The organism is Streptococcus sp. GMD3S, assembly GCF_000298695.2.
Taxonomy (GTDB): Bacteria; Bacillota; Bacilli; order Lactobacillales; family Streptococcaceae; genus Streptococcus.
In genome coordinates this window covers 124,230-140,619 of sequence record NZ_AJRC02000001.1, presented here as the reverse complement: position 1 = coordinate 140,619, position 16,390 = coordinate 124,230, and the positions used below count along the sequence as shown (strand labels likewise).

General features: G+C 37.9%; 13 protein-coding genes. 2 read left to right on the top strand and 11 right to left on the bottom strand.

What is annotated here, in order from left to right; all coding sequences use genetic code 11:
* Positions 1–8 precede the first annotated feature (8 nt).
* The 6 genes from GMD3S_RS0200715 to gyrA all read right to left on the bottom strand — a co-directional run bounded on the left by GMD3S_RS0200715 (position 9) and on the right by gyrA (position 9,209).
* Positions 9–2,141 carry a DEAD/DEAH box helicase gene (locus GMD3S_RS0200715; protein ID WP_000789573.1) on the bottom strand — a complete coding sequence of 711 codons (2,133 nt, stop codon included), beginning with the start codon at positions 2,139–2,141 and terminating at the stop codon, positions 9–11.
* Positions 2,138–3,043 carry a HamA C-terminal domain-containing protein gene (locus GMD3S_RS0200710; protein WP_000017579.1) on the bottom strand — a complete coding sequence of 302 codons (906 nt, stop codon included), beginning with the start codon at positions 3,041–3,043 and terminating at the stop codon, positions 2,138–2,140. The genes GMD3S_RS0200715 and GMD3S_RS0200710 overlap by 4 nt, the downstream gene beginning before the upstream one ends.
* A gap of 515 nt (positions 3,044–3,558) precedes the next feature.
* Complete coding sequence (locus GMD3S_RS0200705) at positions 3,559–4,839, bottom strand: O-acetylhomoserine aminocarboxypropyltransferase/cysteine synthase family protein (RefSeq protein ID WP_000196304.1); 1,281 nt, start codon at positions 4,837–4,839, stop codon at positions 3,559–3,561.
* Between the two features lie 150 nt (positions 4,840–4,989).
* Complete coding sequence (locus tag GMD3S_RS0200700; RefSeq protein ID WP_000254779.1) at positions 4,990–5,787, bottom strand: formate/nitrite transporter family protein; 798 nt, start codon at positions 5,785–5,787, stop codon at positions 4,990–4,992.
* Between the two features lie 198 nt (positions 5,788–5,985).
* Positions 5,986–6,741, bottom strand: a complete 756-nt coding sequence (locus GMD3S_RS0200695) for a class A sortase (protein WP_000018508.1) — start codon at positions 6,739–6,741, stop codon at positions 5,986–5,988.
* On the bottom strand, positions 6,741–9,209 hold the full coding sequence (gene gyrA, locus GMD3S_RS0200690) for a DNA gyrase subunit A (protein ID WP_001154047.1): 2,469 nt from the start codon (positions 9,207–9,209) through the stop codon (positions 6,741–6,743). The genes GMD3S_RS0200695 and gyrA overlap by 1 nt, the downstream gene beginning before the upstream one ends.
* 194 nt (positions 9,210–9,403) lie before the next feature.
* On the opposite strand from gyrA, the gene GMD3S_RS0200685 reads away from it, so the two are divergent.
* Entirely contained in the window at positions 9,404–10,390 is a 987-nt protein-coding gene (locus tag GMD3S_RS0200685) for an L-lactate dehydrogenase (RefSeq protein WP_000204722.1), read from the top strand.
* A gap of 134 nt (positions 10,391–10,524) precedes the next feature.
* Here the strand turns inward: GMD3S_RS0200685 and GMD3S_RS0200680 are convergent, their stop codons facing one another.
* Together GMD3S_RS0200680 and GMD3S_RS0200675 are read right to left on the bottom strand one after the other, a co-directional pair.
* Positions 10,525–10,800, bottom strand: coding sequence for an HU family DNA-binding protein (locus tag GMD3S_RS0200680; protein ID WP_001284636.1), 276 nt, complete (start codon positions 10,798–10,800; stop codon positions 10,525–10,527).
* 107 nt (positions 10,801–10,907) lie between these two features.
* The gene (locus GMD3S_RS0200675) at positions 10,908–11,744 is read right to left on the bottom strand and encodes a DegV family protein (RefSeq protein ID WP_000195456.1); all 837 of its coding nucleotides are present in this window, start codon (positions 11,742–11,744) and stop codon (positions 10,908–10,910) included.
* A gap of 141 nt (positions 11,745–11,885) precedes the next feature.
* Here GMD3S_RS0200675 and GMD3S_RS0200670 point away from each other — a divergent pair, with 141 nt between their 5' ends.
* Positions 11,886–12,734, top strand: a complete 849-nt coding sequence (locus GMD3S_RS0200670; protein WP_000619787.1) for a YitT family protein — start codon at positions 11,886–11,888, stop codon at positions 12,732–12,734.
* Positions 12,735–12,756: 22 nt separating this feature from the next.
* Here GMD3S_RS0200670 and GMD3S_RS0200665 read toward each other — a convergent pair whose 3' ends face one another.
* The 3 genes from GMD3S_RS0200665 to sufB all read right to left on the bottom strand — a co-directional run bounded on the left by GMD3S_RS0200665 (position 12,757) and on the right by sufB (position 16,370).
* Entirely contained in the window at positions 12,757–14,154 is a 1,398-nt protein-coding gene (locus tag GMD3S_RS0200665; RefSeq protein WP_001020302.1) for an APC family permease, read from the bottom strand.
* A 214-nt stretch (positions 14,155–14,368) separates the two neighbouring features.
* A complete protein-coding gene (locus tag GMD3S_RS0200655) occupies positions 14,369–14,938 on the bottom strand; it encodes a hypothetical protein (RefSeq protein ID WP_000506265.1) in 570 nt (189 codons plus the stop codon).
* A gap of 19 nt (positions 14,939–14,957) precedes the next feature.
* Complete coding sequence (gene sufB, locus GMD3S_RS0200650) at positions 14,958–16,370, bottom strand: Fe-S cluster assembly protein SufB (RefSeq protein WP_000797056.1); 1,413 nt, start codon at positions 16,368–16,370, stop codon at positions 14,958–14,960.
* Between the last annotated feature and the right edge of the window lie 20 nt (positions 16,371–16,390).

The following is a 16,390-nucleotide window of genomic DNA, read 5'->3' as shown; positions in this document are numbered from 1 at the left end:
TTTCATATCTACCGTATTGCTTCTTCTAATAAATTTGCTTCATAAGGAATCAAATTCCTAATTATAAGAGATAAATTTCTTCTTAGATATTGTATTATATGAGAATCTTCAATAAGATTATCAGGTATATTTCTAATTTTTTTTACAGCTGAGCTTGGTACACCATAATCAATTAAAAATTGTAATCTTTCATCAATCTGTTCATTCTCTAATAAAGAGGCAAATACAGAATAGTCCCCAGCAGGCAAACCTAATTTATCGAATACATGTCTTTGTATAGAATCAATCACAGATAAAATTTTAGGTATTTCGTACCCAGCTTCTGTTTTTTGAAATTTCAAAACAAAATCAATGGCACTATTTAAAGGATCTTTTCTTTTTTCAGACAAATAGTATTTATACTGTTCTTCAATAACTTTTCTTAATGATAGATTGACAAATTTAAGCGACATTACAGCTCTACTTTGTACAAAACCGATTCTATCATTTGATTTCAAAAATTTATATCCTAAGTAAAGAGTTTGCCATAATTTATCATAACTAGGTATACCATCCCACCTTAAATAATCTATTCCACCAGTTTTTTGCTCTTTTTCTATAAAGCGATACAAAGACTTCTGACCTTCTACTGAAATAAGATTATTCTTAATAATTTCTAAGATTTCATTATCTAAACCATCTTCTAATCTCTGTTTTCGTTCAATATCTTTCACTTCGTTACTTGAAATATTAATTAAAATTTCATCTGACACAGGATTCTGATCAACACTAGGTACATCAATAGTGAGATGTTCATCTGCAATTTCATCAATAAACACATAAACATTTCCAGTGAAATGTTCATTCATTCTACCAGCCCGACCACGTATATTTGCAAAATCAAAAAAGTCAATTTTATTATCACCTTTATGTTGACTATATACAAACATATTTTTCGCAACTGTGTTCACGCCTTCAATCAATGAAACCGTTGCAAAAAGTACTTTAATTTTCTTTTTATTAAATAAATCAATTTCTGAAGTTACTACATGCCTTGGGAGTGCTCCGTTGTGTGCCCCTACACCATGTTCTAACATTTCTTTTAATTGCCAATTAGGAGATATATTATTATCAATCCATTCAAATATATCTAATTTTTTATTTTCAGTCTCAATCTTATTCTTGCGTAAATAGTCTACATATTCTTTGGCAAGTTTATAGGCTTCATTCGGAGATTTTACATATACAATACTTGATTCTTCTTGTTTATATAGCATTTTAAATAATTTATTTTTTTTAGAGTTACCAGATAATAAATTATTATTTCTATTCCTAACCTCGATGACATTAGTATTTACTAAAGCATAATCTGTTTTAAAAAAAGCAACTTTATACCTTTCTCGGAAAGCCTCCGATAAAGAATCTACAGTAGGAGTTAAGAACATTGCTTGGGTATTATGTTTCATAACTCTTAATAACGCAACATTCAAAGAATCAATTCTACTATCATTTAGACGATTACAAATTTTATAAAATTCATCAATGACAAAAAAATCTATATTGGGAAGATTTGGAAATTCTAACACTCGTTCAGCTGTTAAAATAAAAATATTTTTCTCAAGAACTATTTGACGAGTATTAATTATTAAATTATAATCTCCTTTATACTTTGATAGTTTTTTTCTTGTTTCATCAATTAATGCAAGAGTTGGTTGTATAATTAAGATATTACAGAATTGTTTTCTTGCTACAATCTCTTCGATAAGTAAGCTTTTTCCAAAACTAGTTGGCGCGCTTACAGCTATATTATTTCCATTGGATAAAGCTATTTCTATTTCTTTTTGCTGTTGATGAAAATATATATTTGGAAGATAATCAGATTTAAAAAATTCTGTTTTTATTTGATCCTGAAGTGACAGAGTTAATTGCTCTTCTTGACAAACTTTTTCAATATAATACGGATAAAATCCTGCTCTTCCAATCAAATCAATCCACATTTCTTTTGCGTTATTATTTACATTTTCCCAAATATCTAAGATATGAATTATTACTTTTCTAGCATCAGATGTATCAATAATACTAGAAATATATTTAATAAGTTCAAAATTTTCTTCATAATTTTTTAACTCAGAATATTTTAGAATTTCTTTAATATTTTTCATCCTTGCTGCGCCCCTTTTAATTTTAAATGTAGATCTTTGACAAATTCTTTTTTGTTGTCAATGGGAAATAAAAATAAAAAAATATTTAAATGCTCATTCCACGGATGCTCTTCTATTTTTTTTAACGCTTTTTTTTCTAAAATATTAATCTCTGATTCTAATTTTTTCTTAAATGACTCTTCATCTTCAAACTCTTGCAATGACTTGCTATCAAATCCAGCAAATAATGCAATATTGATATTAGCAAGTTTATCTAAAACTTTTGTTTGGGGATTAATTAATTTTTTCATAAAATCATCAAGTTCTATGTCGCTATCATGAACACGATTTTCTATAATAACAAACTCAGAATCAAAAAATGATATTCTAAAATGTTCTTCTAAATCTTTCATCAAAGCATCAATAGCAGAACTAGATTCAGAATATAATTTAGATTCTCCAATCCACAAGATTTGATTATCAGAATCTACGTGAACTGCATCAAAACCATGCGCTGGTAGCCCCATGCTATCCTTGAAATAGATTTTTGAAATTAAAGCATCAGCATTAAAATATTCATGTAGCAGATGATATAAAAGCAATTCTCCAAACTCACCACGCTTAAGATACTTATCCTCTACTAAATCTGATTCAAGATAGTACCTACTAGCTTCTTGTAATTCTGGTATATTATACATTTTTCTCAATGCTTCCCTCTGAACTTTAGAAATATCCTGAGGTTCTTTGATTCTCTTCATTACATTATGTGATCCGAAAGCAAAAGAAGCAATGTCGTCAAACAATTCGTCATAAAACTTCTTTTTTACTTGTGAAATCTTGCCAAAATCATCTAAATCAAATCCGATATAAAATGTATGAACATTATTACTAATTTCTTTATGTTCAGAATGGCAATGGCTCATTTAGAATTTCTCCTTTTATTTATAATTATTTTTTTCAAAATCAAACTTTACTTTTTAACAATTTCACATAATCACTCTTAACACAACACCATTAAGTGATAAAACGGGAAACTTTCCAACCATTCTAAGTTCTTAAAAATTTTTCATTTTATTTGAAACTAATTGATTTAACTGAATCTTATAAGTCAAATTCAGGACTAATTTCTTCTACATCTATAATTTAATTCTGATTAGCTCCATTTGATTATTATTACTATTCCTGAATCAAACGTCCATCCCCTAAACCTTCTTGAGTTGAAAAAGAAAGTTAATTTTTAGAGACAAGTAGTTTCCTTGCCTTTCTTAATGATTCTATGTTCGTCTTAAAGTTTACTTAATATTCTCTAACAATCTCATAACAATAATACTAATCATATTTTAAACTATTATAGCAAAATAAACTATATAAGACTAGATAGTACTAGCCTTATATAGTTTATTTAATAATTAGTTACGAATTATTTATCTGTCTTACTTTATACTTTTTCCAAGGCTAAACGCAAATCTTCAATCAAATCCTCTACATTTTCAAGACCGATAGACAAGCGGATTTGGTTTGGTGTGACACCTGCTGCTTCTAGATCTTTTTCTGACAACTGACCGTGAGTGGTTGTCGCAGGATGGACAACAAGAGATTTGGCATCTGCAACGTTTGCAAGGTCAGAGAAGATTTCCAAATTATCAATGACCTTGCGTGCTTCTGTCTCTCCACCTTTGACATGGAAGGTAAAGATTGAACCAACACCTTTTGGCAAATATTTCTCAGCCAAGGCATGATATGGACTGTCAGCAAGTTTTGGATAGTTGACTTTTTCTACCTTAGGATGGTTGACAAGGAAATCAACAATTTTCTCTGCATTTTGCACATGACGTTCAACACGAAGAGAGAGAGTTTCAAGCCCTTGGAGCAAGAGAAAGGCATTAAATGGTGACAAGGCAGCACCTGTATCACGAAGCAATTGAACACGAACAGCGATAATAAAGGCTGCAGCACCCACGTCACGAGTATAGCTCAAGTTATGGTAGCTTGGGTCTTCCTCAACAAATTGAGGGAACTTCCCTGAAGCTGCCCAGTCAAAACGACCGCTATCGACAATCACTCCTCCAATAGTCGTACCATGTCCACCGATAAACTTAGTCGCTGAGTGGACTGAAATATCGACACCGTGAGAGAAAACGTTAATCAAATATGGTGTGGCAAAAGTATTGTCAGAAACGAGAGGAATCTGGTGTTTATGCGCAATCTCAGCCAATTTTTCCAAGTCAGGAATGTTAATCAAGGGATTCCCTAAGGTTTCAATCAAGACAAGTTTGGTATTGTCACCGATAGCTGCTTCTACTTCCTCCAAATTATCCACATCGACAAAGGTGGTTGTGATTCCATAACGAGGAAGGGTTTCTTTCAAGAGATTGAAAGTCCCACCGTAAATAGTTGACGCAGCCACCACATGGTCACCCGCATGAGCAAGGGCAAGAATTGTATAAGTAAGTGCAGCCATACCAGATGCTGTCGCTAGTGCTCCAACACCACCTTCAAGAGCAGCGATTCTTTCCTCAAAGGCTGCTGTTGTAGGATTTGTGATACGAGTATAGATATTGCCTGGTTTTCTCAAAGCAAACAAATCTGCACCCTCCTGCGTGTCATCAAAAACGAAGGATGTTGTTTGATAAATCGGTACTGCACGAGACTTGGTCGCTGGATCAACGACTTGCCCTGCATGCAATTGTAGGGTTTCAAATTTAAAATCACGAGTCATAAGACGACCTCCAAATAGCTTCATTAGGTATATTGTATCATCTTGGGTTAGCCTTTTCCAATACAGTTTTTCTATATTTTGATATAAGGAACAACTATGACTAGTCATACACATCAAACAAAAAAGCACGATTAACTCGTGCTCATTTCTTTAATCGACATAAGTATCTTCGTTTTTATTGAGGAAGGCGTATGGTAAGCCCATCAAGAGACCTCCTCCGATAAAGTTTCCGACAAAGGTTATACCCCAGTGACGAAGGATGTTCGGAATGTCAAAGTTTGCGATAGAATCAGCTGCAACACTAAACTTAACAATCGCAAAAGAAGCAAAGTTCGCAGCAATGTGTTCGTTTGTTAAGAATACAAACATGTAAATCGCTGATAAGACAAGCCAAAGTTTGGCGCCACCGTCTTTCACCAAAACGAATGAAAGAATGGCAATGTTTACAAAGATATTGGCTAAAATACCTTCAAGCAAGACTAGCTCATTGGAACGACCTAACTTCATCTCAACACCCCCTGAAATGAAGCTATCATGTGTTAGATTTGCATAGGCTGCTGAGTGGGCAAAGCCCCAACCTGCTATCAAAGCTCCGATAAGGTTGAATAAGGTACAGTATAGTAAAATCTCAGCTGTTTTTCTCCATGAGATTTTTTTCAAGAAACTACCAGCTGTCAAAAACATCATATTTGAAGTTACTAGCTCAGCATTCAAGAAAACAATGTAGGCCAATCCCCAAGCAAAAACGAATGGGAAGAGGAAGCGTCCACTGCCTGGTGCGATCTTATTAATCAAGTCAGCCCCAACTGCACCCGCAGCCGTACTAAATGTTAGAAAAGCACCTGCAAACATGGAACGAATCGCATACTTAAACTTACTTTGGCTATAAAGACTTTCTTTCTTCTTACAAGCAAATTCAATCTTTGAAATAAATTCTGAAGAGACCATAAAAAACTCCTAAACTTTTATTTGTGATAATTATAACATAATTCTTGTTTTCTAGAAAGCGTTTTCTGTAAAATTCTAAAATATTTATCTTAAAAATCTTTATCCTAAGTCTTCCTGTCCTTTTTCATAAGAACTATTTTGATCCTATTTTGTTGACATAAAAACCAGTGAAATAGCACTTCACTGGTTCATTCATTCTTAATAACGTTGTCTATACGGTTGATTAAAGGCCTTCAAAATATCCTCAGAAGTCTCAGAATAAGCTTTTGATTCTTTAAAGATTCCTTTGACGATTATACGCTCGGTCGCATTATAATCAACACAGGTAACCAAAGTAATCTCCTTTACGCCGTCACGATCTTCGATTTCATCTACACGGTCTGGTGTAACACGTTTTACCTCTGTAATCTCATAAGTATAAACTTTATCCTTATCCGTCAGATAAATTTTCATACCTGCTTTGGCATTGACCAAAGGTGAGAAGAGCATTTGACTGGCATTTTCAGCAGTAAAGATATGGTGACTGGCTAGAGAATAGTTTCCTTCCCCCATTTTTTGGTCTGGTTTCATGGTCCCTGCTCCGTAGAACAGGTTTACATTATCCAACCCTTTGAAAATAGGGAGGTTAATCTCCACCTCAGGAATAGCGATACCTCCAATAACAGGAAGTTTCTGAGCATCCCATTGTGAAGCCAATACAGCTTCAGATGAAATAGACTTAACAGAGTCAAAATCAAAATTTCCCTCGGATTTTAGGTTTTCATCTATATTTTCCTTAGTGACTTGATTGACTTGGTATTTATTGGTATTCCATACCAAAAAGATATCGCGAATCTTTGAATTAAAAATCAAGGCTAAGGAAAGAAGAATTAAGAAACCCGCTAAAATATTGATAAATAGATTTCTGCGCTTATTTTTCTTACTCTTTTTATTTTTCGTTTTTTTATGAGACATTATGCTTCACCTTCTGTTTCAATTTCAGTCCCAACTTCTTCTTTTTCTGCCGCAGCAACCGTAGTAAAGGTCACAATCTTAGCATCCTGATCTAGACGCATCACCTTAACTCCCATAGTTGAGCGTCCAGTTTGTGAAATATTGGCAACATTTGTACGGATCATGACACCTGTATCTGTGATAATCATCAGGTCTTCATCGCCTTTAACAGTAAGGAGACCAGCCAGAGGACCATTCTTCTCAGCAACATTGGCTGTCTTCATCCCTTTACCACCACGGCCTTTAGTAGGATATTCAGTAGCAAGTGTACGTTTACCATATCCTTTTTCAGTGATGATAAGAACCTCGTCTTGGTTTGTAATCACGCTAGCGCCAACTACTGTGTCACCCTCACGAAGATTGACTCCTCGAACACCAGTCGCGATACGGCTCATGCCACGAACAGCTGATTGATTAAAGCGAACAGCATAACCAAACTTGGTACCAATGATAATATCCGTATCTTCTTCTGTCAGCAAGACATTAATTAATTCGTCTTCATCCTTGAGATTCAAGGCTTTCAGTCCATTTTGACGAATGTTAGCAAACTCTTTGACACTGGTTCTCTTCACGATACCGTGACGAGTTGTAAAGAAGAGATAGGCGTCATCACTACGTTCAGACTCAACGTTGATAATGGTCTGAATGCTCTCACCTTCGTCCAACTTCAATAGATTGACAACTGGCAATCCCTTAGCAGTACGACCGTATTCAGGGATTTCATAACCTTTAAGGCGGTAGACACGTCCTTTATTAGTAAAGAAGAGCAGATGATCATGGGTGCTGGTTGAAACCAGCTCACGCACAAAGTCATCATCCTTAACCCCAGTACCTTGAACCCCACGGCCACCACGTTTTTGGGCAGTAAACTCACCTTGGTCCAGACGTTTGATGTAGCCCTTGTTCGAAAGGGTAATCAAGACATCCGTTTCTTCAATCAAATCTTCATCTTCAAGAGTTAAGACTTCACCGACCATCAACTCCGTACGACGTTTGTCACCAAACTTGCGTTTGACTTCGTCCAATTCCTCTTTGATGATTTGCGCCACGCGCTCAGGCTTGGCAAGGATATCAGCCAAATCTGCAATCAAGGCAATCAATTCATCATATTCAGACTGAATCTTATCACGTTCCAATCCTGTCAAACGACGAAGACGCATATCAAGGATAGCTTGACTTTGACGTTCAGAAAGCTTGAACTTGCTCATCAACTCAGCTTGCGCTTCCGCATCTGTTTCACTGGCACGAATGATACGAATCACTTCGTCGATATGGTCAAGTGCAATTAAAAGACCTTCTAAGATGTGCGCACGCGCCTCCGCCTTTTCCTTGTCAAAACGAGTACGGCGAACAACCACTTCTTTTTGGTGCTCGATATAAGCATCCAAAATTTGACGAAGGGACAAGATTTTTGGCACACCATTTTCAATCGCCAACATGTTGAAACCAAAGTTGGTTTGCATCTGGGTCATCTTGAAGAGGTTGTTAAGGATAACGTTGGCAGACGCGTCGCGTTTAACCTCGATTACAAAGCGAACGCCTTCACGGTTGGACTCATCACGTACGGCTGTAATGCCCTCAATTCGTTTTTCCTGAACCAAGCGAACAATATGCTCATGTACCTTGGTTTTATTAACCATATAAGGGAATTCCGTTACAACAATCCGCTCACGACCCGTCTTAGTGGTTTCAATCTCTGTACGAGAACGAAGGACAATGGAACCTTTACCAGTCTCATAAGCCTTATGGATCCCTGATTTCCCCATGACAAGAGCACCAGTCGGAAAATCTGGACCAGGCAAGACTTCCATCAAGTCCTTAGTCGTCACTTCAGGATTATCCATAACCAACTTCACTGCATCAATGGTTTCACCCAAGTTGTGAGGTGGAATATTGGTTGCCATCCCAACAGCGATACCAGTTGCCCCATTGACCAAAAGGTTTGGAAAACGAGCTGGCAAAACCAAGGGTTCACGTTCGTTAGCATCGTAGTTATCTACGAAATCAACTGTGTTTTTATTGATGTCACGAAGCATTTCCAGAGCAATCTTGCTCATACGTGCCTCAGTGTACCGCTGCGCGGCAGCACCGTCCCCGTCCATAGAACCAAAGTTTCCATGCCCATCAACAAGCATGTAACGGTAGCTCCACCACTGAGCCATACGAACCATGGCTTCGTAAATAGAGGAATCTCCGTGTGGGTGGTATTTACCCATAACATCCCCTGTAATACGGGCTGATTTTTTATGTGGTTTGTCTGGTGTAACACCTAGTTCATTCATTCCGTATAGAATACGACGGTGAACAGGTTTTAAGCCATCTCGAACATCAGGAAGGGCCCGCGCAACGATAACGCTCATGGCGTAGTCGATAAAGCTGGTCTTCATCTCCTTTGTCAGATTGACATTCACTAAATTTCTATCCTGCATTAATAAATGCCTCATTTCACTATTAGTAATTAGATATATTATACCATAATTCGTCCTTCATTTCAGTCTTTGGAAATCACTAAAACGTTTACATCGATGACCGAATAGAATATTCGTGACAAAGCTTTTTAAAAGTGATAGAATGAAAGTGTCTGGGGATTCCCCTAAAAAAAAATGAAGGAGATGTTTAGATAATGACTTCAACTAAACAACACAAAAAAGTGATCCTTGTTGGTGACGGTGCCGTAGGTTCATCTTACGCTTTCGCACTTGTTAACCAAGGAATTGCACAAGAGCTTGGAATTATCGAAATTCCACAATTGCATGAAAAAGCTGTTGGTGATGCGCTTGACCTTAGCCACGCCCTTGCCTTCACTTCACCTAAAAAAATCTACGCTGCTCAATACTCTGACTGTGCAGACGCTGACCTTGTTGTTATCACTGCAGGTGCTCCTCAAAAACCGGGTGAAACTCGCCTTGACCTTGTAGGTAAAAACTTGGCTATCAACAAATCAATCGTAACACAAGTTGTTGAATCAGGTTTCGATGGTATCTTCCTTGTTGCAGCTAACCCAGTTGACGTTTTGACTTACTCAACTTGGAAATTCTCTGGATTCCCTAAAGAACGTGTTATCGGTTCAGGTACTTCACTTGACTCAGCACGTTTCCGTCAAGCACTTGCTGAAAAATTGGATGTTGATGCTCGTTCAGTTCACGCCTACATCATGGGTGAACACGGAGATTCTGAATTTGCGGTTTGGTCACACGCTAACATCGCTGGTGTAAACCTTGAAGAATTCCTTAAAGACACTCAAAACGTTCAAGAAGCTGAATTGATTGAATTGTTCGAAGGTGTTCGTGACGCTGCCTACACAATCATCAACAAAAAAGGAGCTACATACTACGGTATCGCTGTAGCGCTTGCTCGTATCACAAAAGCAATCCTTGATGACGAAAATGCAGTACTTCCACTTTCAGTCTTCCAAGAAGGTCAATACGGTGTTAAAAACGTCTTTATCGGTCAACCAGCTGTTGTTGGTGCACACGGTATTGTTCGTCCAGTAAATATCCCATTGAACGATGCTGAAACTCAAAAAATGCAAGCATCTGCTAAGGAATTGCAAGCTATCATTGATGAAGCATGGAAAAACCCTGAATTCCAAGCAGCTTCTAAAAACTAATGAAAAGAAGGTTCTCAAACATGGGAACCTTTTTCTTTTTGCACAAAATCATAACTCAACTTTTCAAATAAACAATAAAAAAAGCCTGTCAGACAAGCTCGAATGCTTGATATGACAGGCTTTTTGAAAATTCATTATTTAACAGCGTCTTTAAGAGCTTTACCAGCTTTGAATGCTGGAACTTTAGAAGCTGCGATTTTGATTTCTTTACCAGTTTGTGGGTTGCGACCTTTACGTGCAGCACGCTCACGAACTTCAAAGTTACCGAAACCGATCAATTGAACTTTTTCACCAGCTGCAAGGTATTCAGTTACTGCTGCAAATACAGCGTCAACTGCTGCTGCTGAATCTTTCTTAGTCAATTCTGTAGCTTCTGCTACTTTAGCGATCAAATCTTGTTTGTTTGCCATGTTAACAAATCCTCCAAATAATTTCTAATTAACAAATATAATCATATCCTAAAATCGGCTATAGGTCAAGTCAAAAACACTATTTTGACCATTTTTTCTCTATTTTTTTAGGAATTGTAGCGAATTAGAATCGCCCAAGCATTCTCTCCAGTATGAGTTTGAATAATAGAGCCAGTTTCCAATACAGAGATTGGTTTCTCAACATAAGGTTGCAATAATGCCTTCATCTCATTCGCCCATTCGTTCGTTCCAGCATAGGAAATTCCAATTTCTGCAACTGATTTTTGGGAAAGAGTATTGGTTAATTCCTCAAGCCACTTTTTGAAAGTTTTCGCTCCACGTCCTTTGGCGATTGGTTGGAGTTCGTGGTTTTTCATCTGCATTACTACACGAATATTCAAGAGTGAGCTTAGTAATCCTGTCACACGTCCAATACGACCACCCTTAACTAAGTTTTCTAGCGTCGAAACACCGATATAGAGTTCTGTATGATTTTTGACGTCCTCTACATGAGCTAAGATCGTTTCTAAATCTTTACCTTCTTTAGCAAGTTTTGCGGCTTCAACAACTTGGAACTTCATCGCTTGATCTGTAAAGGAACTATCAATAACTGTTACATCAGCAGTTGAGAGACTTGCCCCTTGGCGAGCAGCTTCCACAGTTCCAGACAAGGCATGGGACATGTGAATGGCGATAATTTGACTGCCATCTTTACCTAGTTCTTCAAAGACCTCAGCAAACACTCCTACAGGGGGCTGGCTTGTTTTAGGCAGATTCTTACTTTGTTGCATAAGATGAAGGAATTCTCCCTCTTTCAAATCTGCATCCGAATAAAGCACACTATCAATCATAACTGATAGAGGGACAACAGTGATATTTAATTCTTTAACTACTTCTGGTTCGATAGTAACAGAAGAGTCCGTTACAATTTTTACTTGTGTCATAATTCAATCTTTCTATTCTTCTCGATAGGATTGGGATTTTCTCCTTTATTATATCAAAAAAATGATAAAAAATCATAAGTGATCCGATGAAAAGAACTGAATTTTTGGTATAATCTATCTATAGAAAAGTGAGGAACAGCTATGATTCGAAAACTTCAACCGATTATTACCATTATTTTGGGAGCTGCTATCTATGCCTTCGGTCTTACCTACTTTGTTGTTCCTTATCATTTATTTGAGGGTGGGGCGACAGGTATTACCTTGATTACCTACTATCTCTTTAAGATTCCTGTCTCATTGATGAACCTCTTGATTAATATCCCTTTATTTATCCTGGCTTGGAAGATATTTGGACCTAAGACCCTCTACTCCAGCCTTCTAGGATCTATTTCACTTTCCGTTTGGCTAGCAATCTTTGAGCGCATTCCTTTGCACATCGACTTGCAAGGGGATCTCATCATTGTCGCTTTAGTCTCAGGTGTCTTACTAGGGGTTGGTTTAGGAATTATCTTTAATGCTGGTGGAACCACTGGTGGCTCTGATATCGTTGCCCGTATCCTCAACAAATACACCAATATTTCGATTGGTAAATTGCTCTTTGGGATTGACTTTTTTATCCTAATGTTGATTTTGATTATCTTCCAGGACCTTCGTCTAGTTACCTATACCCTCTTATTTGACTTTATCATCGCTCGTGTTATCGACTTGATAGGCGAAGGAGGTTATGCTGGTAAAGGATTTATGATTATTACCCAATATCCTGATCAATTGGCCAAAGAGATTAACGATGAACTCGGACGTGGCGTTACCTTTATATCTGGTCAAGGCTACTACAGCAAAAAGGATTTAAAAATTATCTACTGTATCGTCGGTCGAAACGAAATCGTTAAAATGAAAGATATGATTCACAAAATTGATCCTCAAGCCTTTATCACCATCACTGAGGCTCATGAAATTCTGGGTGAAGGATTCACTTATGTGAAAGATTAAAAAAGCTGGGAATTCCCAGCTTTTATTCTTCTTCTGCGAGGGTTGAATGGCGGAACCCGTAAGTAAAGTAAATGACTAGACCAACTACAAGAGCGATGCTAAAGGCAATCCAGGTATCTAGACTATATTGAAGCATAAAGGAAACACAGATAAGAATGGAAAGAATTGGCAAAAGTGGCACCAAGGGTGTTTTAAACTCTCCCTCTTTTGGCATACCCTTATCCTTTCTGAGTTTTATTATTCCGTAGGCTAGCAAAATGAGATAAGCTAGCGTACAGATATTTAAGAAGGCTGCAATACTAGCTAGAGGAAAGACTCCTGCAGCAATGGCTGAAGCAACTCCTGTTAAAAGGGTCGCATTTTTAGGAACGCGACTAGTCTTGCTTAATTGTTTGAAACTTTGAGGTAAAAGTCCATCACGCGCTAAGCTATAAATCATCCGAGATAAAGCATAAGTCATAGAGATACATACGGTTATCAGGGTTAGAATGGCTACAAGCGAAACATAATTTGCTGCCCAGCCGATACCAATACTCCGTAATGAAAATGCTACTGCATCGTCCACATTGAGCTTACTGTAGTGAACAATCCCTGTCAATACTAAGGTTACCAAGGCATAGAGAATGGTGACGATTGTTAGAGAAAGCACAATTCCGCGAGGAATATTTTTTTGCGGACTTTGAATTTCATCAACTGCCATGGAAATTGACTCAAATCCGAGAAAACCAAAGAACATCAAAGATGCGCCCGCCATAATCCCAGTACTTCCACCATATAGTTGACCAAAACCAAATGGAGCAAAATTCGTCCAATTTTCTGGCTTGATGTACCAAATACCAACTAGGATAAATAAGGCGAGAGCTGAGAATTTCAAGACCACTAAAAGCGAATTAAAGCGTAAGGCTGCCTTGGAATTTAATAAAACCAATCCCGTTACCAATGTCAGTACTAAAATAGGTAGAAGATCGATATAGGTACCTTGTTCAGGATTAAAGGTTCCATTCAAGGATTGGGGCATGGCAATACCATAATTACTGAGCAATCCCTTAAAGTAAGCTGCCCAGCCAGACGTCACACCTGAAACAGCCGTCATGAATTCCATAATGGTCAACCAACCAGCAATCCAAGCTGGCAATTCTCCTAAAATCGCATAGAGGTAACTATAAGCACCACCAGTTGCAGGCACACGAGAGGCAAATTCTGCAAAAAATAGGGCTGATAGAGAAACACACAGGGCAGAAATCACAATGGAAATCACTAATGATGGACCAGCTAAGGTAGCCGCTGCTGTTCCTGTAATAGTGAAAATCCCTGTCCCCACCATGGCACCAATCCCTAGAAGAATCAAATCCCACAACTTCAAATGGCGATGCATCTCTGTCTGTCTCAGACTAACATCCTTGGTTCTAAAAATATTCATGCTTCATCTCCACTAAATGTAATTGTTTTATTTTACCATATAAAAGCATTTTTGTGAATATTTATTAGGTTCGTTTTTGAAAAAAATTCTGAACAGAAAGAATTCCTGTTCAGAATTTGCATTTTTACCCACTGATTCTTTCAATTTGTTACTGATCAAGCGAGTAGGCTCAACAGTATACTCCATTGAAAGTTTTTTAGGGATTTGGGATTTTTTAAACTTCAAAGTAAGGGAACGGACGGTCACTATCTAAAGGACGATTGGGAACTTCTTGTTCCAAAATAGCGCGCCAACCTGATACCAATTCTTCAAAAGTCAATTGGGCTTCTGGAGAAGCTGTTGTCAGCTTCCGACCAAACCAAGCCATGGTTGCAGTTTCAAACTGAAGCATAGCGTACTGGATTACTGGTACATTTGCCTCTTCATAATTTTCATTTACTGCACGCGCTACTTCTGCCGCTTGCGGAAGGAGTTGATTGCTGATTTTATCAACAACAGTCGCATCCATCTCTCTCCATGAAAGAAGTTGACCATTTACCTGATAAAAGAGCTCAAAGGTTTCTTGATTTTCCTTGAAATTAGTAAGAACAAAAGCACGTTCCACGGCCTCAGGACCACCAGCAGCTTTTACAGCGTTTATCAAGAGGTTTTGTTCCATTTGTCGCCAATAATCATCAGCTTCTTCTACTAAATCAACTGTAAAAGGTGGAACAATTTCCTCGACAGGAATTTCACCTTTATTCGCTTTTTCAACATTGCCAAATAATTTTTTTAAGAATCCCATTTGCTTCTCCTTTTGGGTTTTATCCGACAGATCCTTCCATTTCATAACTAATCAAGCGGTTCAGCTCAACTGCATATTCCATTGGAAGTTCTTTTGTGAAGGGCTCTACAAATCCCATAACGATCATCTCAGTAGCCTCAGATTCTGACAAACCACGACTCATGAGGTAGTAGAGTTGTTCCTCTGAAATCTTAGATACCTTGGCTTCGTGTTCCAAAGCGACTTGCGAGTTGTGGATTTCATTGAATGGAATGGTATCTGACGCTGATAAGTCATCCATGATAATGGTATCACACTCGATGTGAGAAACAGATTTCTTAGAATTTTTGTTAAAGGTCACTTGTCCACGGTAGTCCACCTTTCCTCCGCCTTTAGCGATGGATTTAGAAACGATAGACGAGCTTGTATGCGGTGCGTTGTGGATCATCTTGGCACCCGTGTCTTGGTGTTGACCAGCATTAGCAAAGGCGATCGAAAGCATAGTACCACGGGCCCCTTCCCCATCTAGATAAACAGACGGGTATTTCATGGTTGTTTTGGCACCCAAGTTACCATCAATCCACTCAACAGTCGCATCTTTCAAAGCTTTGGCACGTTTTGTTACCAAGTTATAGACATTATCAGACCAGTTTTGGATGGTTGTATAACGCATATAAGCTCCGTCCAAAGCGAAAATTTCTACAATGGCAGCGTGCAAGCTGTTGCTAGAATAAGTTGGTGCTGTACAGCCTTCTACGTAGTGGACACTTGCTCCCTCATCAACGATAATCAAGGTACGTTCGAACTGACCTGTATTTTCGTTGTTGATACGGAAGTAAGTTTGTAGTGGAATATCTACCTTGACACCTTTTGGCACATAGATAAAAGTCCCTCCAGACCATACGGCCGAGTTGAGGGCTGCCAACTTGTTGTCTGTCGGCGGTACCAACTTAGCAAAGTATTGTTTAAACAAGTCTGGGTATTCCTTGAGGGCAGAATCTGTATCTGTAAAGATAATACCCAATTTCTGGAACTCTTCCTTCATGTTGTGGTAAACCACTTCTGACTCGTACTGGGCAGAGGCACCTGCTAGATAAGCACGTTCAGCTTCTGGAATCCCGATACGTTCAAAGGTTTCTTTAATCTTTTCAGGTACATCATCCCAAGAACGGGCTGGTTTATCAGATGGTTTTTGGTAATAGATCAAGTCATCAAAGTCAATCTCTGACAAGTCTGCTCCCCAGGTTTGCATAGGCATTTTTTTGAAGGTTTCATAAGACTTCAAACGGAATTCTAACATCCACTCAGGTTCTCCCTTAGCAGCTGATAATTCGCGAATGACTTCTTCGTTCAATCCTTTTCCTGTCGATAGGACAGGCTCTACATCGTCATGGAAACCAAATTTATATTCACCAAGGTCAATTGGTTTTGGTTCTACTCTTTCTTCAGCCATAATATCCTTTCTTTCATTCT

Coding starts and splice junctions, on each gene's coding strand:
- GMD3S_RS0200685 (WP_000204722.1), top strand. CDS start 9,404: ATGACTTCAACTAAACAACACAAAAAAGTGATCCTTGTTGGTGACGGT.
- gyrA (WP_001154047.1), bottom strand. CDS start 9,209: ATGCAGGATAGAAATTTAGTGAATGTCAATCTGACAAAGGAGATGAAG.
- GMD3S_RS0200705 (WP_000196304.1), bottom strand. CDS start 4,839: ATGACTCGTGATTTTAAATTTGAAACCCTACAATTGCATGCAGGGCAA.
- GMD3S_RS0200715 (WP_000789573.1), bottom strand. CDS start 2,141: ATGAAAAATATTAAAGAAATTCTAAAATATTCTGAGTTAAAAAATTAT.
- GMD3S_RS0200680 (WP_001284636.1), bottom strand. CDS start 10,800: ATGGCAAACAAACAAGATTTGATCGCTAAAGTAGCAGAAGCTACAGAA.
- sufB (WP_000797056.1), bottom strand. CDS start 16,370: ATGGCTGAAGAAAGAGTAGAACCAAAACCAATTGACCTTGGTGAATAT.
- GMD3S_RS0200695 (WP_000018508.1), bottom strand. CDS start 6,741: ATGTCTCATAAAAAAACGAAAAATAAAAAGAGTAAGAAAAATAAGCGC.
- GMD3S_RS0200665 (WP_001020302.1), bottom strand. CDS start 14,154: ATGAATATTTTTAGAACCAAGGATGTTAGTCTGAGACAGACAGAGATG.
- GMD3S_RS0200700 (WP_000254779.1), bottom strand. CDS start 5,787: ATGGTCTCTTCAGAATTTATTTCAAAGATTGAATTTGCTTGTAAGAAG.
- GMD3S_RS0200670 (WP_000619787.1), top strand. CDS start 11,886: ATGATTCGAAAACTTCAACCGATTATTACCATTATTTTGGGAGCTGCT.
- GMD3S_RS0200655 (WP_000506265.1), bottom strand. CDS start 14,938: ATGGGATTCTTAAAAAAATTATTTGGCAATGTTGAAAAAGCGAATAAA.
- GMD3S_RS0200675 (WP_000195456.1), bottom strand. CDS start 11,744: ATGACACAAGTAAAAATTGTAACGGACTCTTCTGTTACTATCGAACCA.
- GMD3S_RS0200710 (WP_000017579.1), bottom strand. CDS start 3,043: ATGAGCCATTGCCATTCTGAACATAAAGAAATTAGTAATAATGTTCAT.